The organism is Streptomyces cirratus, from assembly GCF_014650775.1.
In the GTDB taxonomy this organism is placed as follows: Bacteria; Actinomycetota; Actinomycetes; order Streptomycetales; family Streptomycetaceae; genus Streptomyces; species Streptomyces cirratus.
In genome coordinates, this window is record NZ_BMVP01000019.1 from 52,889 (window position 1) to 73,400 (window position 20,512).

A 20,512-nucleotide genomic window follows, 5' to 3' on the forward strand; every position below is an offset into this window, starting at 1 on the left:
CCGCCGTGGGGGACGTTCAGAGCAACATTTGAGGTTCCGGCCGGGGCCGGGCCGACGGCCGGGACTCCTCCTACAGCCGCGCCCGCAGCGCCGGGTGGTCAGAGACGACCGTGCAGGAGCCCGGGGCGATCTCCGTGAACCCCGCGTCCCGCACCACCGGCAGCCCGCTCCCGCTCAGCTGCGCCCACCGCTCGCGCGGAGCCGTCCGTACGGCCAGCCGGAAACCGGAGTCCCGCCACGCGCCGCGCTCCGCCGCGGTCAGCTCCCACCACGCCAGCTGCGCCGCGTGTCCGGCCTGGGCCATCGCCTTGCCGGCGGACATGTCCAGGTCGGGGTTGAGCCACAGCACGGGTACGCCGGGCGCCGCCGGAGCGACCGGCTCCGGGTCGTCGAGGTCGGTGCCCGACACCTGGAGCTTGGCCAGCTCCTTGGGCCAGCCGTCGAGGGGCACCGGCGGGAAGACCCGTACCTCACACTCGGCGCCCGACGGGCCCGCGCCGTGGACCGTGACCCCGGGCAAGGTCTCGGCCTTGCGCCACTCCGCCCCGCGGGCCCGGCGGACCACCTTGCGGATCCGGGCGTCCTGCCAGTCCCGGACGGCGTCGGCCCATTCGCCCTCGCCGTGCGAGCGCTCGTCCGTCAGCAGCACCAGCACCGCGCGGGCCGCCGTCTCCAGCGCGTCGGTCCTGGCCGGCGGCGCGCTCTTCTCGATCCGCACGACCAGCGGCAGCACGAACTGGGGGGCCTCGTCGCGGGCGGCGTGCTCCTTGCGGAACGGACTGTCGGCCCCTACGGCCGGTGCGGGGGCGGTGTCCTGGCGGGCCTGCGTGTCCTCGGTGCTCATCCGGCCCAGTCTGCCAGCCTCCGACTTGAGGAGGATGCCGCAGGGGTGGCGTCCGGGCGAGGATCGAGCCCATGAAGAGTGATCTTTTCGCGTCCGAGAACCTGGTCCAGCCGTCCGCCGTAGCGGGCATGACCCTCCAGAACGCGAAGTCCGTCAAATACACCGTCAACGGGGAGATGCTGGCCCGGCAGGGCTCGATGGTCGCCTTCCGAGGCAACCTCCAGTTCGAGCGCAAGGGGCAGGGCATAGGCGGCATGCTCAAGCGGGCCGTGACCGGCGAGGGCCTGCCCCTGATGTCGGTCCGCGGCCAGGGTGAGGCCTGGTTCGCCCACCAGGCCGCGAACTGCTTCATCGTCGAGTTCGAGCCCGGCGACGCCCTGACCATCAACGGGCGCAACGTCCTGTGCTTCGATCCGTCGCTGTCCTACGAGATCAAGATGGTCAAGGGTGCCGGCATGACCGGCGGCGGCCTGTTCAACAGCCTGTTCACCGGGACCGGCAAGCTCGCGGTGATCTGTGACGGCAACCCGATCATCATCCCCGTCACCGCGCAGGCGCCCGTCTACGTGGACACAGACGCGGTGGTCGGATGGAGCGCGGCCCTGGAGACCGGGCTGCACCGCTCCCAGTCGGTCGGGTCGATGATCCGCGGTGGCTCGGGGGAGGCCGTACAGCTCAAGCTGAGCGGCGAGGGCTTCGTCATCGTCCGCCCCAGCGAGGTCACCGAGGCGCCCGCGGCGCACTGAACGCCCGCGGCAGCTCCTTCCAGGGCGGTCCGGCGCTACTTCCCGATCAGGTCGGAGACCTTCACGAAGCGGTAGCCGCGCTTGCGCAGCTCCGGGACGATGTTGCGGACGGCCTGCTCGGTGACCGGCGCCGCGCTGCGGGTGCAGTGCATGACCACCACCGAGCCCGGCTTCACCCCGGCCAGCACCTGCTCCGCCACCGCGTCGGGGTCCTTGGCGAAGGCGTCGCCGCTGACCACGTCCCACTGCACGGCCGTCACCTTGGCCGGGGACAGCGCCCGCAGCGCCTGGTCGTCGTAACAGCCGCCGGGGAAACGGAAGTAGGGGACGGTGTTGACCGCGCCCGCCTTCCGGAAGGCGGCGAAGGCCCGGTCCACGTCGGCCTTGGCGGCGGCGCCGTCGAGCGCGGGCAGCCCGTAGCAGGGGGACTTGAAGGCGTGGTGGCTGTACGAGTGGTTGGCGATCTCGAAGTTCGGGTCGTTGCCGATGGCCTTCGCCTGGTCCGGGTACTCCTCCGCCCAGCGGCCCGTCATGAAGATGGTGGCGGGCACCTTGAGGGCGCGCAGGGAGGAGATCAGCTGCGGGTTGTCGAAACGTTCCCCCGAGGCGGCGCGCGGCCCCTGGTCGGAGGTCATGTCCGCGTCGAAGGTCAGTGCGACGGTCTTGTCGCTGTGCTGCTTCGCCCGCTCGAAGACGGGTGTCAGGCCGTTCGGGCCGGGCGGCAGGACGGGCACCGGGGCCGGCGCGCCCGCCTGCGGGGAGCCCGAGGGGGCGGCGGAGGGGGAGGCGGGGGCGGGGGCCGGCGGGGAACCCGGACGGGCTTCGTTGGCGGGCTTCGGCGAGGAGCCGGTGCCGCCCCCGCAACCGGCGAGGGCGGCACCGAGAACGGCCGCGGCCGCGGCTTTGCGCACTGCTACGGAGAGGGTCACGCCAGGCAAAATATCCGACTATGTGGCAAGTAGACGCGCGCGGCACTCGTCTACGTCGAAATCAGCACCCGGATAGCGCGGGCCGATGTCCTCCAGGTGCTCCAGCAGGAGCTTTCCGACGGCCCAGTTGCGGTACCACTTGCGGTCGGCGGGCACGGCGTACCAGGGCGCGGCGTCCGTGGAGCAGCGCTCCAGAGCCAGCTCGTAGGCGCGCTGGTACGCGGGCCACAGCGCCCGCTCCTCGATGTCGCCCGCGTTGAACTTCCAGTGCTTGGACGGGTTGTCGAGCCGGGCCAGCAGCCGGGCGCGCTGCTCCTCGTAGGAGATGTGGAGGAAGACCTTCACGACGGTGACGCCGTCCTCGGCGAGTGCCTCCTCGAAGCGGTTGATCTCGTCGTAGCGCCCGTTCAGCTCGCGGCGGGGAACCAGTTCGCGGACGCGCGCGATCAGGACGTCCTCGTAGTGGGAGCGGTCGAAGATGCCGATTTCGCCGGGCCGGGGCAGGGCCCTTTCGACGCGCCACAGGAAGGGGTGGCCGCGTTCCTCGGGGGTGGGCGCCTTGAAGGCCTGGATGCGGCAGCCCGAGGGGTTGAAGAGGCCGATCACGTGCTTGACGGTGCCGCCTTTGCCGCTGGTGTCCATGCCCTGGAGGACGAGCAGGAGCCGGCGCCGGTCACCCGCGGTGCTCGCCGCGTACAGCCGCTCCTGGAGCGAGGCGAGCGCCCCGGCCGTCTTCGCGGCGGTGTCGGCCACGGCGTCCGCCTTGCGGGAGGGGCCGCCGGGGGTCGAGGACGGGTCGACGGCCGCGAGGTCGACCCGGCCGGGCGGTACGCGCAGCACCTCGCGCAGGGAGGGCGGGGACCCGGCTCGGTCCTTGCCGTGCGTGCCGTCCTTCTTCGCCATCGCCGTCCACCCCGATCAGTCGACTCGTCCGATCATCCGACATCGGGGGCGACGTCGCACGGTGGGGCGGATCAGCGGATCAGCGGTTCCGGGGTTGAGGAGTTCCAGGGTCAGCGGTGCCAGGGGTCAGCGGTTCCGAGGTCCCGTCACCGCGAACGGCCGGAGCGGCCCGGCCGGCCGGGCCGCTCCGGCCGTCCGGCCACTCCGGGAGGCGGCGGCTCAGATCAGCTCGGCGCTCAAGGTGATCGTCGTACCCGTCAGGGCCTGGCTGACCGGGCAGTTCTTCTTCGCGTCCTCGGCGGCGGCCTTGAAGGCGTCGGCGTCCAGTCCCGGCACCTCGGCGCGGACCGTCAGGTGGATCCCGGTGATGCCCTCACCCGGCTGGAACGTGACGTCGGCCTTGGTCTCCACCCGGGTGGGCGGGGTCCCGGCACCGTCGAGGCCGTGCGAGAGGGCCATCGAGTAGCAGCTGGAGTGCGCGGCGGCGATCAGCTCTTCCGGGCTGGTCTTGCCGTTCGCGGCCTCGGCGCGCGAGGGCCAGGAGACGTCGAACGAACCCCGGCCCGAGGAGTCGAGGGTGACGACGCCGGAGCCCTTGAGGAGGTTGCCCTCCCAGTCGGTGTGCGCGGTACGCGTGGTGGCCATGGTGGATCCCTTCGCAGAAGTGGGAAACGACCGGACCGGCCCCGCGCATGACGATCGGTCACGCGTGGACGGCCCGGCGCCGTCCAACCTACTGGGCCACCAGCCCCTTCGCGTCGCGTGCCAGGGCGGTGAGCCGGGATATGGCGCGGAAGTACTTCTTCCGATAGCCCCCGTTGAGCATTTCTTCACTGAACAGACGGTCGAACGGCACGCCCGAGGCGAGGACCGGTATCTCGCGGTCGTACAGCCGGTCGGCCAGCACCACCAGCCGCAGCGCCGTCGACTGGTCCGGGACCGGGCCGACATCGGTCAGGCACACCGCGGATATCCCGTCCGTCAGCGCTCCGTAGCGGCTCGGGTGCACCTTCGCGAGGTGTTCCAGCAGGCCCGGGAAGTCGTCGAGGCTCGCGCCCGCAGTGGCGTAGGCGGCCTTGGTCACCTGCTCGTCCGAGAACGGCGCCGGCGCCTCCGGGAGCCCGCGGTGCCGGTAGTCCTGGCCGTCGATCCGCAGGGGCCGGAAGTGCGCGGACAGGCCCTGGATCTCCCGCAGGAAGTCCGCCGCGGCGAAGCGGCCCTCGCCGAGCTTGCCGGGCAGGGTGTTGGAGGTCGCGGCCAGCGCCACGCCCTGCTCCACGAGCCGGCTCAGCAGCGAGGACACCAGCACGGTGTCGCCCGGATCGTCCAGTTCGAATTCGTCGATGCACAGCAGCCGGTGCCCGCCGAGGGTCTGCACGGTCTGCTGGAAGCCGAGCGCGCCGACCAGGTTCGTCAGCTCCACGAAGGTGCCGAAGGCTTTCAGCGCGGGCTCGGCCGGGGTCGCGTGCCACAGTGAGGCCAGCAGGTGCGTCTTGCCGACGCCGTAGCCGCCGTCGAGGTAGACCCCGCCCGGGGAGGCCGCCGCGGCGGTGGGCTTCTTCGAGAACCAGCGCCGCTTGCCCGCGCCGCTGGCGTGCGCCCCGCCGAGTCCCGCCGCGAAGGCGCTCAGCACGGTCACGGCCTCGCGCTGGCTGGGCTGGGTGGGGTCGGGGTCGTAGGTGTCGAAGCGCACCGAGTCGAAACGCGGCGGCGGCACCATCTCGGCGACCAGCCGTTCGGCGGGCACGCGGGGGGCCCGGGCACACAGGGCCTGGGGGCCCGCGTCGGCTATCGGATGCCGCCCGGAGGCCTGACCGGAGGTCGTGAGAGAGGTTGACACAGCCCTCAACTCTACGTGCCGTGGCACACTGCATCGATGCGACGCCTGTTCCCTGTGACCGATCAGACATCAGCAGACCACAACGACCGCCCGTGGTCGCTGGACGAGCTCGCGGAGGCCTACGCATACCCCGCGCTCGGCCCGCAGGGCCACTGGCTGCGGGCCAACATGGTCTCGACCCTGGACGGAGCCGCCCAGCACGACGGTCGCTCGCAGCCGATCTCCGGCGAGACCGACATGGCGATCTTCGGCACCCTGCGCGCCCTGGCGGACGTGATCGTCGTCGGCGCGGAAACGGTTCGCCAGGAGGGCTACCGCCCGGCGCGGGCCCGGGAGGCCTTCGCGGACCGCCGCAGCGCCTCGGGGCAGGGTCCGGCGGCCGCAATCGCGGTGATCACCGCCAGTATGGAGCTGGACTTCTCCCTGCCCCTGTTCACCTCTCCCCTCGTGCCGACGCTGGTCGTCACCGGCGCCGCCGCGCCCGCCGACCGGGTGGCGCAGGCCGCCGGTGCGGGGGCCGAGGTCGTGCTCGCGGGCGACGGGGTGTCCGTGGACCCCGTACGGGCGGTACGGGAGCTGGCCGCGCGCGGTCTGCGCCGCCAGCTCACCGAGGGCGGCCCCCGTCTGCTGGGCCAGTTCGTGGCCGCGGACGTGCTGGACGAGCTGTGCCTGACGATCTCCCCGATGCTCACGGCGGGCGACGCCCAGCGCATCTGCGGGGGCCCCTCCGTCACGGTTCCGCACCGGCTTGAAGCGGCCGGTGTGCTGGAGGAGGCCGGGTTCCTCTTCACCCGTTACCGTCGAATCTGAACAAGGGGCGGAATTCGCCGTTCCGCTTAGCTTCCGCTGGGCACATACCTGGGCAGAGATATCCGCCGCAAAGCCCGCGCGCGAGCGGGGCAGGATGGTTTCCGCAGAGGCCGGCCCACCGGCCTCGGCCCATGAAGGAGAGGGCGTCCGTGTTCACGAGCGTATTGATGATCGAGCAGCCGCTGACCCCGGTGGACGTGGACTTCGTCACCACCCTGCACGGAGACGACGAGGTCTCCTTCATCGTCCTCATGCAACCGAGGGGGGACCAGGACAGGCTGCTGCGCGCCATCGACGACGTCGCGCTCGGCGAGCTGCCCGAGGCGCTGCACGAAGGCGACGAGCCGGAGGGCACCGCCGCCCGCCGCCCCGCCGCACAGGCGCTCGAACACTCGCTGGAAGCCCTGCGCAGAAAGGGCGCCAAGGCCGTCGGACAGCTCGTCGAGGACCACCCGCTCGACAAGCTCAGGTCCGTCGTGGAGGAGACCGGGGCCGACGAGGTGATCGTCCTGACCGCCCCGCACTTCGTGGAGGAGTTCTTCCACCGCGACTGGGCCTCCCGCGCGCGGCACAAGGTCGGCGTTCCGGTGCTCAAGCTCTTCGCCCACAACGAATAGGCTGGCCCCGGCTCACCCCTAGCAATCGATTCCTGGAGCGACCTGAATGAAGCCCGGCCTGCCGACCGCCATGGAACGGCCCCACTTCATCGGCATCGGCGGAGCCGGCATGTCCGGCATCGCGAAGATCCTCGCCCAGCGCGGCGCGCGGGTGGCCGGCAGCGACGCCCGTGACTCCGAGACCGCCCAGGCGCTGCGCGCCCACGGCGCCACGGTGCACGTCGGGCACGCCGCCGGCCACCTCGCGGACGACTCCACCTGCGTGGTCGTCTCCAGCGCCATCCGCGCCGACAACCCCGAGCTGGCCCGCGCCGCCGAACTCGGCATCCCGGTCGTGCACCGCTCCGACGCCCTCGCCGCCCTGATGGACGGCCTGCGGCCGATCGCCGTCGCCGGCACGCACGGCAAGACCACCACCACCTCGATGCTGGCGGTGTCCCTGTCGTCCCTGGGCCTGGACCCCTCCTACGCCATCGGCGGCGACCTGGACGCCCCGGGCTCCAACGCCCACCACGGCGAGGGTGACATCTTCGTGGCCGAGGCGGACGAAAGCGACCGCAGCTTCCACAAGTACGCCCCGCAGGTCGCGATCATCCTCAACGCGGAACTCGACCACCACGCGAACTACGCGTCGATGGAGGAGATCTACGAGTCCTTCGAGACCTTCGTTTCGAAGGTCGTCCCCGGCGGCACCCTGGTCGTCGCCCACGGCCAGGCCGGCGCGGCCGAGATCGCCGCCCGCGTCGCCGGCCGGGAGGGGCTGCGGGTCGTCACGTACGGCGAGGAGGCCGACGCCGACGTCCGGATCACGAAGATCACCCCGCGCGGGCTGACCAGCGAGGTCACCGTCGTCCTGGACGGGCGGATGCTCACCTTCACCGTCTCCGTGCCCGGCCGCCACTACGCGCACAACGCGGTCGCGGCGCTGGCCGCCGGTGTCGCTCTCGGCATCCCGGCGCACAACCTGGCGTCCGCCCTCGGCAAGTACACCGGCGTCAAGCGCCGCCTCCAGCTCAAGGGCGAGGCCGCGGGCGTGCAGGTCATCGACTCCTACGCGCACCACCCCACGGAGATGACCGCCGACCTGGAGGCCATCCGCGGCGCCGCGGGCGACTCCCGCATCCTCGTGGTCTTCCAGCCCCACCTCTTCTCCCGCACGCAGGAACTCGGGAAGGAGATGGGCCTGGCCCTGGCGCTGGCCGACGCCTCCGTGGTCCTCGACATCTACCCGGCCCGCGAGGACCCCCTGCCCGGGGTCACCAGCGAGATCATCATCGAAGCGGCCCGCACCGCGGGCGCCGACGTCGCCGCCGAGCACGACAAGGACGCCGTCGCCGAGGTCATCGCGGGAATGGCGAAGCCGGGCGATCTCGTTCTCACCATGGGCGCGGGCGACGTCACGGATCTGGGTCCCCTGATCCTGGAGAGCATCGGTCTCGCCCGGCCGTCGAACTGAGGGAGCGGGAACGTCATGGCGTACGAGGTCGAGAAGACGGACGAGCAGTGGCAGGCGGAGCTGACCCCGTCCGAGTACCAGGTGCTGCGCCTCGCCGGCACCGAACCGGCCTTCCGCGGTGAGTACACGGACACCAAGGTGGAAGGCGTCTACTCCTGTCGGGCGTGCGGCTCCGAGCTGTTCCGTTCCGACACGAAGTTCGAGTCGCACTGCGGCTGGCCGTCCTTCTACGACCCGAAGGACAGCGACGCGGTCGAGCTGATCGCGGACACCTCGCACGGCATGGTCCGTACCGAGGTCCGCTGCGCGAAGTGCGGCTCGCACCTGGGCCACGTCTTCGAGGGCGAGGGCTACCCCACCCCGACCGACCAGCGGTACTGCATCAACAGCATCTCGCTGCGGCTGACCCCGACGGAGAGCTGACCGCGCCGGCCGCCGGGCCCTTCGCCCGGCGGCCGCCCCCGCGGGACGCGGTCTCGCGGGGACGGCCGGGGGCAGCCGGCCCCGTGCGCCCCGGCAGCAGGTCCGCCCGCACCCCGGCGGTTGGGCGTCGCCCGGCCCGGCACGGCCCTGCGGGCGCAGCACCACCGCACCGGCGCTCGCGTGCCCGGGCCCACCGAAGAATGGCCCCGCCGGTCCCGGACCGCCACGACGTGCGGCGTCCCGACCGGTGCGGGATCCGGAACCCGCACGGCGGGCCGAGCCCCCCGCCACCCACCGGCCCGTGCGCCGCACCGGCAGCGGCGCTCGCACGTCCTTCCGGCCGCACACCGCCGACGCGTGCCGCCACGGGCCCAGCCGTCGCCGGGAGGGGCGGCGTCCCCCATCGCCCCGAACCGCCGCGGCCCCGCCGCCCGCCGCCACTGCGCACCGTCAGGGACGTGCCCGGCAGGTGCCGGTTCCTCGCGGGCCGGGACGGCGGCGCCCGTCCGCACCACCCCGGCCCGCTCCCGGCGCCTGGCTGCCGCGGGCCCGGTCGCCCGCCGGGAGGGGGCGGGTCCGATCGGCCTCGGGTCAAGTGCCCCGCGTACGACGTCTGTTGTGCGCGGGCGGGGCGTCGTACCGTTCCACCGGCGGGGCGCGGAGAGGTCGGCCGGGCCCTTTCGTTCGCCAGCTGTACGGCACAAGGTCAGACAAGGATCTCCGTCCGGTCCCCCGGGGCCGCTGTCCTTGGGGCGCCCCTCGCCCCCCTCCACACCCCCAGAGGTCTCCACCGTGGCTGAACTCAACCGTCGCAGGTTCCTGCAGATCGCGGGCGGCACGGCCGCCGCCGCCATGCTGAACGAGAGCATCGCTCGGGCCGCCGCCATTCCGGCACAGGGCAGCACCGGAACCATCCAGGACATCGAGCACATCGTCGTCCTCATGCAGGAGAACCGTTCCTTCGACCAGTACTTCGGCACGATGAAGGGCGTACGCGGCTTCGGCGACCCGCGGCCCGTCCTCCAGGACAACGGCAAGTCCGTCTTCTACCAGTCCAACGGGACCAAGGACGTGCTGCCCTTCAACCCGCAGGTCGCCGACCTGGGCATGCAGTTCGTCGAAGGCCTCAACCACGACTGGGCGGGCGGCCACCAGGCCTACAACAACGGCAAGTACGACAAGTGGGTCCCGGCCAAGACCGCGACGACGATGGCGTACATGACGCGGAACGACATCCCGTTCCACTACGCCCTCGCCGACGCCTTCACCGTCTGCGACGCCTACCACTGCTCCTTCATCGGCGCCACCGACCCCAACCGCTACTACATGTGGTCGGGTTACACGGGCAACGACGGCGTCGGCGGCGGCCCGGTCCTCGGCAACCAGGAGGCGGGCTACGGTTGGAAGACGTACCCCGAGCGGCTGGAGGCGGCCGGGGTCTCCTGGAAGATCTACCAGGACATCGGCGACGGCCTGAACGCGGCCGGCTCCTGGGGCTGGATCAGCGACGCCTTCCGCGGCAACTACGGTGACAACTCCCTGCTGTACTTCAACAGCTACCGGGGCGCCCAGCCCGGCGACGCCCTGTACGAGAAGGCCCGTACGGGCACCAACGCCAAGGCCGGCGAGGGCTACTTCGACAAGCTCCGCGCGGACGTCGTCGCCGGCACGCTGCCCCAGGTCTCCTGGATCGCCGCCCCGGAGGCGTTCAGCGAGCACCCGAACTGGCCCGTCAACTTCGGCGCCTGGTACATCTCGCAGGTCCTGGACGCGCTGACCGCGAACCCGGCGGTATGGGCGAAGACGGCGTTCTTCATCACCTACGACGAGAACGACGGGTTCTTCGACCACGTCGTCCCGCCGTACCCGCCGGCCTCCTCGGCCTGGGGCCTTTCCACGGCGGACGTCTCGAAGGACCTGTACGCCGGGGGCGGCGGCTACGCGGCCGGCCCCTACGGCCTCGGCCCGCGCGTCCCGATGATCGTCGTGTCCCCGTGGAGCAAGGGCGGCTACGTCTGCTCCGAGACCTTCGACCACACCTCGGTGATCCGTTTCATGGAGAAGCGCTTCGGGGTTCAGGAGCCCAACATCTCGCCGTGGCGCCGCGCCGTGTGCGGTGACCTGACCTCGGCGTTCGACTTCACCAAGGCGGACGCCTCCCCGGCGCCGCTGCCCTCCACCGCCGGATACGTCCCGGCGGACCACAACGCGCACCCCTCCTACCACCCGGTCCCCCCGGCGACCGGCTCCCTGCCCAAGCAGGAGGGCGGCGCCAAGCCGACGCGCGCGCTGGGCTACGCCCCGTACGTGGACGGCAAGGCGACCGTGTCCACAGGCAAGTTCACCCTGACGTTCTCCTCCGGCCCCGCCCTGGGCGCCCACTTCCACAGCACCTCCGGCAACCGCACCGACGGCCCGTGGCCCTACACCGTCGAGGCGGGCAAGACCCTGTCGGACACCTGGAGCACCAGCAGCTCCACCGGCTACCAGGTCAACCTCAGCGTCTGGGGGCCGAACGGGTTCCTGCGCACCTGGAAGGGCCCGGCGAAGAAGGCCGGCCCGGAGGTGACGGCCCGCCACGACGCGGCCACCGGCAACCTCAAGCTGACCTTCACCAACTCGGGTACGACCGCCGTCAACCTCACGGTGACCAACGCCTACAACGGCGCGTCCCAGACCCTGCGGGTGGCGGCGGCCGGCACGGCCTCGTACACGGCGGACCTGGCCGCGACGGGCCGCTGGTACGACGTCAAGGTCGTCTCGGACGCCGACGCCACCTTCCTGCGCCGCTTCGCGGGCCACGTGGAGACGGGCGCCCCCGGCGTCTCCGACCCCGCGATCAGCACCGTCTGACGGGTCGCTCCGGCCCCGCGCCCGCCGCGCGGGGCCGGGAAACGCCTGTGGGGGTACGAGGAGAACCTCGTACCCCCACAGGGTCAACAGGGTGAGTGACGGGACTTGAACCCGCGGCCACCTGGACCACAACCAGGTGCTCTACCAACTGAGCTACACCCACCACGAAGGGTGGCGGACCACCCGTTCGACGTGCACGCACAGCATAGCTGATCAGACGGGTGGTCCTGCGACGGTTATCGGGCGGCCCGCGCCCCGGCGGCCCGCGCCCCGGCGGCCCGCGCCCCGGCGGCCCGCGCCCCGGCGGCCCGCGCCCCGGCGGCCCGCGCCCCGGCGGCCCGCGCCCGGGCGTGCGCCACGGCCGCCGCCGCGAGGGCCTTCACGATCGGGTGCGGCTTCGTACCGTCACCGGCGAGCTCCGGCTGGAACAGGCTGGCGAGGAAGAAGGGGTGCCCCGGCAGCTCCGCCATCCGGACCTGCCCGTCCTCGTCGTGCCCCGACAGCCGCAGCCCGCCGGCCTCCAGCGCGGGCAGGTGCCGGTGCGCCGGACCGTAGTCGCAGTGGTAGCGCTCCAGGCTCCGCTCGGCGCCGAGCACCGACTCGGCCAGCGAACCCGGCTCGGCCCGTACGTGGCCCTCGTGGCCGACGAGCGAGCAGGCGAGCGGCGCGATCACCGGGTCCTCCGCCCCCGGGTCGTTCTCGGCGTGCGCGGCGCCGGTGATCCCGCACACGTTGCGGGCGTATTCCAGCAGCGCGTGCTGGAAGCCGCCACAGGTGCCGAGGAAGGGGATCCGCTCCTCGCGCGCCACCCGGACCGCCGCCAGCACCCCCGCCTCGCTGGCGTACGGGCTGCCGGGCAGCACCCACACCGCGTCGAACCGGGCCAGCGCGCCCGAGGCGGCCTCGGCCCCGGCGTCGGCGGTCGGGATCCAGTAGGCGTCGAGGACCAGCCCGTCACGGGAGGCGAGGGCGTCGAGGAGGAGCGGGATCCGGGTGTGGGACTTCACGTGCGGTGAGCGGTCGCCGACGAGGGCGATGCGGGCGGTGGGCCGTGCTGCGGTGTTCATGGGTTCATCCTGCGGGCGGGAGTCCGTTCAGCACCAACGATTGTTCCTGCATGATCGATAAGTGATCCTGATGGCATGGATCCGCACCTGCTCCGCACGTTCGTCGCCGTCGCCCGCCTGGCCTCCTTCTCCGCCGCCGCTCGGGAGCTGGGCTACACCCAGTCCGCCGTCTCCCAGCACATCGCCGCCCTGGAGTCCGACCTGCGGACCGAGCTGCTGACCCGGCGGCCCGTGGCGCCGACGCCCGCCGGTGAGCGGCTCCTCGAACACGCCGGGCCGCTCCTGCTGCGCCTCGAAGCCGCCCGCGCCGACGTGCTGCGGCTGGCCGCCGCGCCGCCGGGGCGGGTCACGGTCGCCACGTCCCCGCTCGCCGTCGGCCCCCGGCTGCTGTCCGCCCTCCCCGCCACCGGGGTCACCCTGCGGGTGCTGCCCCCGGCGCAGGTGCCGGCCGTGGTCGCCGCCGGGGAATGCGACCTCGGGCTCGTCGACGGCCTCGCCGCGCCCAGCGATCCGCTGCGGCTGCCCGACGTGGCCCCGCTGCGCGTCACCGGCATCGGGGAGGAGGAGCTCGCCGTGCTGATCCCGGCCGGGCATCCGCTCGCCGGGCGGGCCGCCGTCCGGCTGGACGACCTGGCCGACGCGCGCTGGCTCGACGCCCCCGGGATCGGGCTCGCGCCCGCCGTACGCACCGCCCCGGCCCTGCACTACGACGGCACCGACCTGCACGCCCTGTGCGCCCTCGCCGCCGCCGGCCACGGCCTGGCCCTGCTGCCGCTGCCGGTGGCGCGGGCCGCCCCCGCGGGGGTCGCCGTACCGCTCGTGTCGCCGCGCCTGGTGCACCGTACGGAACTCCTCGCGCCGGGCGCCCCCACCGGAGCGGCCCTCGCCGTCGCCGCGCGGCTCACGGGAGGGCCGTCGTAGCGGCTCAGGGACCCAGGACCACCGCCGACTCGCCCGGCAGGTGGATCCGCCCGTCGCCGCCGGGCTGTTCGAGGGGTTCCCAGGCGGCCAGCACCCGTACGCCGTTGCGGCCCAGCGCGATCGTCACCGGCTCGGGGGAGAGGTTCACCGCCACCCGGACCTCGCCCCGGCGGAAGGTCAGCCAGCGCCGCTCCTCGTCGTGGGCGACCCGGACCGCGGCGAGGTCCGGGTCGCGCAGGTCCGGGTGGTTGCGGCGCAGCTCCACGAGGGTGCGGTACCACTCCAGCAGACGGGCGTGCGCGGGCTGCTCCGGCTGGCTCCAGTCCAGGCAGGACCGGTCCCGGGTGGCCGGGTCCTGTGGGTCGGGGATCTTCTCCTCCTTCCAGCCGTGCGCGGCGAACTCCCGGCGCCGGCCGGTCCGTACGGCCTCCGCGAGCTCCGGATCGGGGTGGTCGGTGAAGTACTGCCACGGCGTGTCCGCGCCCCACTCCTCGCCCATGAACAGCATCGGCACGAACGGCCCGGTCACCGCGAGCGTCGCCGCACAGGCGAGCAGCCCCGGGGACAGCGAGGAGGAGAGCCGGTCGCCCAGTGCCCGGTTGCCGATCTGGTCGTGGGTCTGCGCGTAGCCGACGAAGCGGTGCGCGGGCGTCCGGCGGCGGTCGACGGGACGGCCGTGGGTGCGGCCCCGGAACGAGGACCAGGTGCCGTCGTGGAAGAAGGCCCGGGTCAGGGTCTTGGCGAGGGCTGCCAGCGGGGCCACCGCGAAGTCGGCGTAGTAGCCCTGCGACTCGCCGGTCAGCGCACAGTGCAGGGCGTGGTGGAAGTCGTCGTTCCACTGGGCGTGCAGGCCGAGGCCGCCGGCTGCCCGGGGAGTGGTGGTGCGCGGGTCGCACTGGTCGGACTCGGCGATCAGGAACAGCGGCCGGGCCGTCTCCGCCGCGAGCCCGTCCACGGCCGCCGCCAGCTCCTCCAGGAAGGTCAGCGCCCGCCCGTCGGCCAGGGCGTGTACGGCGTCCAGCCGCAGCCCGTCGATCCGGTAGTCCCGCAGCCAGGCCAGGGCGCTGCCGATGAAGTACGCGCGGACCTCGTCGGAGCCGGGCGCGTCCAGGTTGACCGCCGCGCCCCAGGGAGTGCGGTGGGTGTCGGTGAAGTACGGGCCGAAGGCGGGGAGGTGGTTCCCGGAGGGGCCCAGGTGGTTGTGGACCACGTCGAGCACCACGCCGAGCCCGGCCGCGTGCGCCGCGTCGACGAACCGCGCCAGTCCCGCCGGGCCCCCGTACGGCTCGTGCACCGCCCAGGGCGCGACACCGTCGTAGCCCCAGCCGTGCCGGCCGGGGAACGGGCAGACCGGCATCAGCTCGACGTGCGTGACGCCGAGCGAGGTGAGGTGCGCGAGGCGGCCGGCGGCGGCGTCGAAGGTGCCCTCGGGGGTGAAGGTGCCGATGTGCAGCTCGTAGAGGACGGCGTCCTGGAGCGGGATCCGCGGCGACGGGGTGTCCGGGTGCAGCGGTGTGAAGTCCACCACCGCAGACAGGCCGTCGGGCCCGTCCGGGAGACGGCGGCCGCGGGGGTCGGGCAGGGGCCGCGGACCGTCGTCCAGCAGGAACCCGTACCGGTCGCCGTCGGCGGCCGGGGCCTCCACGACCCACCAGCCGGCGCGGTCGGGCGCCGGGTCGCGGGTCATCTCGTAGGCGGTGTCGTTCAGTCGCATGGCGACCCGACCTGTCTGCGGTGCCCACACCTCGAACTGCACGGACGGTCCCCTCGTCTCCGGCGGTACCTGGCCCTGTCGCCCTCACTCGGGCCCATCATCCCGTCAGCGGCCGGGGAGTTCTGGACACTTTGCCCACGACGGGCCGACAATCACCCTGTGACGTCCAGTTTCGAGTTCCCCGCCTATCCCGCGCCGCGGGTCTCCGACGCGCAGCGCGACCGAGTGCTGGGGGAGCTCCGGGAGGGAGCTGCCCTGGGCCGGCTGTCCCATGACACGTTCCTGCGTCGCATGGAACTCGCGCTGGTCGCCCGCCGCTCCGAGGAACTCGCGGCCCTGACCGCCGACCTCCGTACGCGGGAGGAGGCCGAAAGCCCGTGGACGCACCGGCTGTTCGGCTGGGTGGGCCGTGTCTCGGCCGTCAGCGTCGGCGTCCGCCGCGCCTGGCGCGTGGAGAAGCTGCCCGCGCTGCTGCTGCCGCACCCGAGCGCGGCGCCCCTGCGGATCGGCCGGGACCCGGGCAACGGTCTGCGGCTCAGCCACGAGACCGTCTCCAGGGCGCACGCCGAACTCGCCCTGCGCGACGGTTTGTGGGTGCTCACCGACCTCGGCTCGACCAACGGCACCACCGTCAACGGACGGCGCGTGACCGGCTCCGCCGTGGTGCGCGACGGCGACCAGATCGGCTTCGGCCGCATGATGTTCCGCCTGTCGGCGGGCTGAGCCCGCCTGCGCCCGCCGCTCGGCCGCGGCGCAGGATGGGGGCATGAGCGAATACGAGAGCCCGGTGCGGGCGGCGCGGGTCGAGGACCTGCCGCGCATCGTCGAACTGGTCCACGAGCACGTCGCGTACGAGAAGTCGCACCCGCGGGAGCCGGGGCTGGAGGCGCGGCTTCGGGGCGTGCTGTTCGGGCAGGGGGCGCGGGTGTGGGTGCTGCTCGCCCAGACGCCGCAGGGCGAGGTCGTCGGGTACGCGGCCTGCTCCGCGGAGTTCTCGTTCTGGGACGGCCGCGACTACTTGCACCTGGACTGCCTCTACCTCGCCGAGGGGGCGCGCGGGCACGGGCTCGGCGCCGCCCTGATGGACGGCGTGGCCGGCCTGGCACGGGAACGGGGCTTCGGGCACATGGAGTGGCAGACCCCCGACTGGAACGAGGGCGCGATCCGCTTCTACGACCGGCTCGGAGCCACCGGCCGTCCCAAGCGGCGCTACTCCCTCCCGGTGCCGCCGCCCGCTACCGGCTGACCGCGGTCAGCCGCTCGCACGCCGCGAGTACCGTCCGGGACTGGTGCTCGACCTGCGTGGCCACCGGCACCCAGCGGGCCCGGAACCGCGCCGCGAACTCCTCGCACCAGCCGGTGACGAGCCGGTCCAGTCCGGCCGCGGCCGGATCCCCCTGCGCCCGCAGCACCCGCAGCAGCATCGCGGCGGCGCGCAGCGACAGCCGCCGCCCGAAGGCGTCGATGCTGCCGATGTGGGCCGCCGTGGCCTCGGCCGGGGCCCCCGGGCCCGTCCACTCGGCGACGATCGGCGGGATCAGCGCCAGCGTCCAGTCGACCGCCCGCAGCAGCGGCGCGAGGCCGCCCGGCATCGCACCGTCGGGTGTCCGCTCCCGTACGGCGGCCACCCGGGCGGCGTCGGCGGTGAGCCGGCCGGCGAGCATCCGCAGGGCGCCCCGGGGGTCGGGGTGCGGGGCCGGGTCGTCCACCGTGTCGGAGGCCCACATGGGGACTTCGACGATCGCGGTGGTGCCGGCGTAGCGGTGGGCGTGGTACCAGGTGCTGAGCCGGGCGTCCTCGGGGTGGAAGGTCCCGACGGGCCCGGCCGGCGGCTCCGGCATGACGAAGATCCCCGGCCCGGGGGAGGGCCAGCCGGTGGCGTCCGAGGCCCCCGTCTCGACCGGGATGCGCAGCTCGGCGGCCGACTTGGCGAACGGCTCCGCGAGACCGGGGATGTCCTGGGTGAGCTGCACCCAGGAGCCGCCGAGGTCGGTGGCGTGCAGGGAGACCTGGAGCACGGGCCGCAGTTCGTCGATCAGAGCGGTCAGGGCCACGGTCTCGGGCGGCAGCCGGTCCGGGGGCAGCAAGGACGGCGCCCACTCGGGCTGTTCGGGCCCGGGGGGCCGGAAGAAGGCCCGGTGGTAGTCCAGGAGGGAGTACGGGCGGGGCGTGCGGTGCAGGGCCGCGCCGTCCGGGTCGGCGCACAGCAGGAAGTGCCAGCCGCAGCCGTTCGCGGCTGCCGGCTCGCCGATGATGCGGCGGGCCAGGGCGAGCGCGGTCGCCCCGCCGACGGGCTCGTTGGCGTGCGCCCCGGCGACGACCAGTACGTTCTCGCCCGGCCGCGCGGCGTCGAGGGACAGCACCCAGAGAGGTTCCCCGCCCCGGGAGAGGCCGGCCCGGCGCACCCGGGCCCGGGCGGGGTGCTCGTCCGCCAGGGCGCGTGCGGCCAGGGCGAGTTGGTGCGGAGTGGGGTAGCGCATGTCTCGAGGGAAGGTCACACCTCATGCCATGCCCGCCGCGCACGCCCCGTACTGCTCCGTGCGCCCCGCACTTGTGTCCACCATCCGGGAAAGGCCCTGGCCAACGCCTTGCCGGCGGTGATCCGGAGGGGGTGGTGGCGGCCCGCGGGGGTTCAGGAGCCCTCGTCGAACTCCCCGGACTCCACTTCGAGGGCGAGCTGCTGGAGGACCTGGACCGAGGAGAGGTCCGTACGGCCGCTGTCGTGCGCCATCGCGAGACTGGTGAAGGCCAGGCTGAAACCGGCGACCATCGTGTGCAGGGCCGGACCGAGCGCCTCGGCGACCAGCCGGGCGACCTGCTGCGGGGAGGACTCGGCCGGAACGCTGATCGAGGGCAGCATCTCGTTCAGCAGCTGGGTGACGACGCCCGCCTCCGACACGGGGACCTCGTCGTCCTCCCCGGCTTCGGCCGCCCTGCGGATCTCCTGGGCCTCGGTGAGGATGCCGATGACTCGCTTCAGAACCTCTGCGCGTTCCATCCCCGGAGCGTAACCCCGGCGGAGGGCGTGACGCGGCCCCGGCCGGAGTCCGCGCGGGGCGGACGCGGCCGGGACCCGCACCCCGGAAGCTCCTACTCCGCCCGGACCAGGGCCACCGCGGGGCTGTCGGCCAGCAGGTGGGACAGCAGCGCCTCGCCCTCGTACGCGCCCTCGTGCAGCAGGGGCGTCCAGCGGCCCGGCGGGAGCGGGAGGACCGTGTCGCGCCAGCCGCCCTCGCCGGCGAGCCGGTGCGAGAGCCGGGTGGCGACCGCGAGCAGGCCGGGGGAGCGGCCGAAGGCCACGCAGTGCCCGGCGGCCGGGCCCCGGGCCGCCAGGGGCCGGTATCCGGTGAACAGCCCGGGCCGGGTGCGCCGCAGCCGCAGCAGGGCCGCCGACAGGGCCAGTTTCTCCCCCGCCAGGCCGTGCGGGACACCGCCCCCGTCGAGCCGGGCCAGCTCCTCGCGGGGGAAGACGACCGGCCGGCGGTTGTCCGGGTCGACCAGGGCCCGGTACTCGCTCTCCGCCCCCTGGTACACCTCCGGGACCCCCGGCATGGCCAGGTGCAGCAGGGTCATGCCGAGTACGTTGGCCCGGGCCGCCTCCGCCAGCTCGGGCGGGAGGTCCACCTCGGGCGGAGCGACGACCGCCCTCTCGTACTCCTCGTCCGGATCGGTCCAGGACGTGCGCAGCGCCGCCTCCCGGGCCCCCTTGACCAGGGCCGCCGCCAGCCGGGATTCCCGCTCGGGGATCTGCCCCAGGCCCACCGCGCTCTGCCGCGCCACCCACGCCAGCTGGGCGTCCGGGACGGCGCCGGCCCCCGCCATCAGCTCCGGGGCCTGGGAGAGCACCGCGATCCGGGCCCGGACGTCGGCGCTGCGCTTCGTGTCGTGCGTGGACAGCACCGTCCCCGAGGCGGGCCAGTCCCGCTCCAGCTCCGCGCAGTACGCGTGGAACTCCGCGACCGGTACCCCCGGGTCCCCGGGGTCCCCTCCCACCTCCGTCGCCGAGAGCAGGGGCGCCCAGCGGTAGAAGGCCCGGTCCTCCAGGGACTTGGCGCGCAGCGCCGCCGAGGTCTGGGCGAAGCGCGCCGCGAACGCGGGGTCCCGGTCGAGGAGGTCCCGTACGCCGTCCACCGCGCCGGCGCCGACCAGCGAGGCCGCCCGCTCCAGGGCCCCGGTCGGCAGTCCCGGGCCACCCGGGTAGGGCCGGTAGACCGGGTTGGCCACCAGCAGCTCCAGGACCGCGTCCCGCAGCTCCTTGCCCGCCATCCCCTCCAGCGCGGCCAGCTCGGCCGCCAGATCGCCGGTCAGCACCTCCCGTGCGCACTCCTCGGCCGTCTCCGCCCACGAGAGCGCGCCGGTGGACTTGCGGTAGTCCCGGGCGAGTTCGGCGGCCCCGGCGGGATCGGTGAACACCCCGTCCACCCGGTGGAGCGCGTCGTACCCGGTGGTGCCGGCCACCGGCCAGGAGGAGGGCAGCCGTTCGGAGCGGGCCAGGATCTTCTCCACCACCACCCAGCAGCCCTCGCCCGCCTCCGCGCGGAGCCGCCGCAGGTACCCCTCGGGATCCGCGAGCCCGTCCACGTGGTCGATCCGCAGCCCCTGGAGCACCCCGTCCCGGACCAGCTCCAGGATCTTGGCGTGCGTCGCGGAGAAGACCTCCGGGTCCTCCACCCGGACCCCGATGAGGTCGGAGATCGTGAAGAAGCGGCGGTAGTTGAGGGAGGTGCGGGCCTCGCGCCAGAACGCCGGCCGGTACCACTGCGCCGCCGCCAGCTCGGGCAGGGGCAGCCCGGCGGTTCCCTCCCGCAGCGGGAACTCGTGGTCCCCGTAGCGCAGCACCTCGCCGTCGACGGTGAGCGACTCCACCTCCAGCGGTCCGGTGAGGACCGGCAGCAGCACCTGCCCGCCGCCGGCCTCCCAGTCGATGTCGAACCAGCGCGCGTAGGGGGAGCGGGGGCCTTCCCGCAGGACCTCCCACAGGGGCCGGTTGAGGCGCAGCGGCGAGGGGACCGCCATGTGGTTGGGCACGATGTCGAGCACGAGCCCGAGGCCGTTCTCGCGCGCGGTGCGGGCGAGCGCGCGCAGGCCCGCCTCACCGCCCAGCTCCTCCCGCACCCGGGAGTGGTCGGTGACGTCGTACCCGTGCGTCGAGCCGGGCACCGCCTCCAGGGAGGGCGAGAGGTGCAGGTGGGACACGCCGAGCGAGGCGAGGTAGGGCACCGCGGCCTCGGCGGCCGCGAACGGGAACTCGGGGCAGAGCTGGATACGGTAGGTGGAGGCCGGGGCGACGGCTGCCGGAACGTCGGGTGTCGGTCGAGCGCTTTCGTATGACTGGCTCATGAGAACCTACGTACCCGCCCAGCCGGATTCCTTGCCGTCACCCGGCGCA

At 73.6% G+C, this 20,512-nt stretch carries 19 protein-coding genes and 1 tRNA gene; 9 read left to right on the forward strand and 11 right to left on the reverse strand.

Features of this window, described 5'->3' with window-relative positions; translation table 11 throughout:
* Window positions 1-70: 70 nt before the first annotated feature.
* Window positions 71-844 carry an aminoacyl-tRNA hydrolase gene (locus IE207_RS29505; RefSeq protein WP_190187381.1) on the reverse strand — a complete coding sequence of 258 codons (774 nt, stop codon included), beginning with the start codon at window positions 842-844 and terminating at the stop codon, window positions 71-73.
* Between the two features lie 71 nt (window positions 845-915).
* Between IE207_RS29505 and IE207_RS29510 the strand changes: the two genes are divergently transcribed.
* Window positions 916-1,590, forward strand: a complete 675-nt coding sequence (locus IE207_RS29510) for an AIM24 family protein (protein WP_190187382.1) — start codon at window positions 916-918, stop codon at window positions 1,588-1,590.
* Between the two features lie 35 nt (window positions 1,591-1,625).
* Here IE207_RS29510 and IE207_RS29515 read toward each other — a convergent pair whose 3' ends face one another.
* From IE207_RS29515 to zapE, 4 genes are all read right to left on the reverse strand, one after another.
* Window positions 1,626-2,519 (reverse strand): polysaccharide deacetylase family protein, encoded by an 894-nt coding sequence (locus tag IE207_RS29515; RefSeq protein WP_190187383.1) that lies wholly within the window; start codon window positions 2,517-2,519, stop codon window positions 1,626-1,628.
* A gap of 18 nt (window positions 2,520-2,537) precedes the next feature.
* A complete protein-coding gene (locus IE207_RS29520; RefSeq protein ID WP_190187384.1) occupies window positions 2,538-3,422 on the reverse strand; it encodes a PPK2 family polyphosphate kinase in 885 nt (294 codons plus the stop codon).
* Between the two features lie 219 nt (window positions 3,423-3,641).
* A complete protein-coding gene (locus tag IE207_RS29525; protein WP_190187385.1) occupies window positions 3,642-4,067 on the reverse strand; it encodes an OsmC family protein in 426 nt (141 codons plus the stop codon).
* An 88-nt stretch (window positions 4,068-4,155) separates the two neighbouring features.
* Complete coding sequence (gene zapE, locus IE207_RS29530) at window positions 4,156-5,214, reverse strand: cell division protein ZapE (protein ID WP_373304790.1); 1,059 nt, start codon at window positions 5,212-5,214, stop codon at window positions 4,156-4,158.
* An 84-nt stretch (window positions 5,215-5,298) separates the two neighbouring features.
* On the opposite strand from zapE, the gene IE207_RS29535 reads away from it, so the two are divergent.
* From IE207_RS29535 to IE207_RS29555, 5 genes are all read left to right on the forward strand, one after another.
* The gene (locus IE207_RS29535) at window positions 5,299-6,072 is read left to right on the forward strand and encodes a pyrimidine reductase family protein (RefSeq protein ID WP_190187387.1); all 774 of its coding nucleotides are present in this window, start codon (window positions 5,299-5,301) and stop codon (window positions 6,070-6,072) included.
* 149 nt (window positions 6,073-6,221) lie between these two features.
* Window positions 6,222-6,689 carry an indole-3-glycerol phosphate synthase gene (locus tag IE207_RS29540; RefSeq protein ID WP_190187388.1) on the forward strand — a complete coding sequence of 156 codons (468 nt, stop codon included), beginning with the start codon at window positions 6,222-6,224 and terminating at the stop codon, window positions 6,687-6,689.
* Between the two features lie 46 nt (window positions 6,690-6,735).
* Entirely contained in the window at window positions 6,736-8,145 is a 1,410-nt protein-coding gene (gene murC / locus IE207_RS29545) for a UDP-N-acetylmuramate--L-alanine ligase (protein WP_190187389.1), read from the forward strand.
* A 15-nt stretch (window positions 8,146-8,160) separates the two neighbouring features.
* The gene (msrB, locus tag IE207_RS29550) at window positions 8,161-8,568 is read left to right on the forward strand and encodes a peptide-methionine (R)-S-oxide reductase MsrB (RefSeq protein ID WP_190187390.1); all 408 of its coding nucleotides are present in this window, start codon (window positions 8,161-8,163) and stop codon (window positions 8,566-8,568) included.
* Between the two features lie 792 nt (window positions 8,569-9,360).
* Window positions 9,361-11,421 carry a phosphocholine-specific phospholipase C gene (locus IE207_RS29555; RefSeq protein ID WP_190187391.1) on the forward strand — a complete coding sequence of 687 codons (2,061 nt, stop codon included), beginning with the start codon at window positions 9,361-9,363 and terminating at the stop codon, window positions 11,419-11,421.
* A gap of 90 nt (window positions 11,422-11,511) precedes the next feature.
* Here IE207_RS29555 and IE207_RS29560 read toward each other — a convergent pair.
* Together IE207_RS29560 and IE207_RS29565 are read right to left on the reverse strand one after the other, a co-directional pair.
* A tRNA-His gene (locus IE207_RS29560) sits at window positions 11,512-11,584 on the reverse strand.
* Window positions 11,585-11,657: 73 nt separating this feature from the next.
* The gene (locus IE207_RS29565; RefSeq protein WP_190187392.1) at window positions 11,658-12,488 is read right to left on the reverse strand and encodes a CTP synthase C-terminal region-related (seleno)protein; all 831 of its coding nucleotides are present in this window, start codon (window positions 12,486-12,488) and stop codon (window positions 11,658-11,660) included.
* Window positions 12,489-12,563: 75 nt separating this feature from the next.
* On the opposite strand from IE207_RS29565, the gene IE207_RS29570 reads away from it, so the two are divergent.
* Window positions 12,564-13,409, forward strand: a complete 846-nt coding sequence (locus tag IE207_RS29570; RefSeq protein ID WP_190187393.1) for a LysR family transcriptional regulator — start codon at window positions 12,564-12,566, stop codon at window positions 13,407-13,409.
* 4 nt (window positions 13,410-13,413) lie between these two features.
* Here IE207_RS29570 and treZ read toward each other — a convergent pair whose 3' ends face one another.
* Window positions 13,414-15,165 carry a malto-oligosyltrehalose trehalohydrolase gene (gene treZ, locus IE207_RS29575; protein ID WP_190187394.1) on the reverse strand — a complete coding sequence of 584 codons (1,752 nt, stop codon included), beginning with the start codon at window positions 15,163-15,165 and terminating at the stop codon, window positions 13,414-13,416.
* A gap of 117 nt (window positions 15,166-15,282) precedes the next feature.
* Here treZ and IE207_RS29580 point away from each other — a divergent pair, with 117 nt between their 5' ends.
* Together IE207_RS29580 and IE207_RS29585 are read left to right on the forward strand one after the other, a co-directional pair.
* Entirely contained in the window at window positions 15,283-15,846 is a 564-nt protein-coding gene (locus tag IE207_RS29580) for an FHA domain-containing protein (RefSeq protein ID WP_190187395.1), read from the forward strand.
* Between the two features lie 43 nt (window positions 15,847-15,889).
* A complete protein-coding gene (locus IE207_RS29585) occupies window positions 15,890-16,369 on the forward strand; it encodes a GNAT family N-acetyltransferase (protein WP_190187396.1) in 480 nt (159 codons plus the stop codon).
* Here the strand turns inward: IE207_RS29585 and IE207_RS29590 are convergent.
* The 3 genes from IE207_RS29590 to treY form a co-directional block, all read right to left on the reverse strand.
* On the reverse strand, window positions 16,359-17,603 hold the full coding sequence (locus tag IE207_RS29590; RefSeq protein WP_229874136.1) for a M14 family zinc carboxypeptidase: 1,245 nt from the start codon (window positions 17,601-17,603) through the stop codon (window positions 16,359-16,361). The genes IE207_RS29585 and IE207_RS29590 overlap by 11 nt on opposite strands.
* A 152-nt stretch (window positions 17,604-17,755) precedes the next feature.
* A complete protein-coding gene (locus IE207_RS29595; protein WP_190187398.1) occupies window positions 17,756-18,121 on the reverse strand; it encodes a hypothetical protein in 366 nt (121 codons plus the stop codon).
* Between the two features lie 92 nt (window positions 18,122-18,213).
* Window positions 18,214-20,463, reverse strand: coding sequence for a malto-oligosyltrehalose synthase (treY, locus tag IE207_RS29600; RefSeq protein ID WP_190187399.1), 2,250 nt, complete (start codon window positions 20,461-20,463; stop codon window positions 18,214-18,216).
* Window positions 20,464-20,512 lie beyond the last annotated feature (49 nt).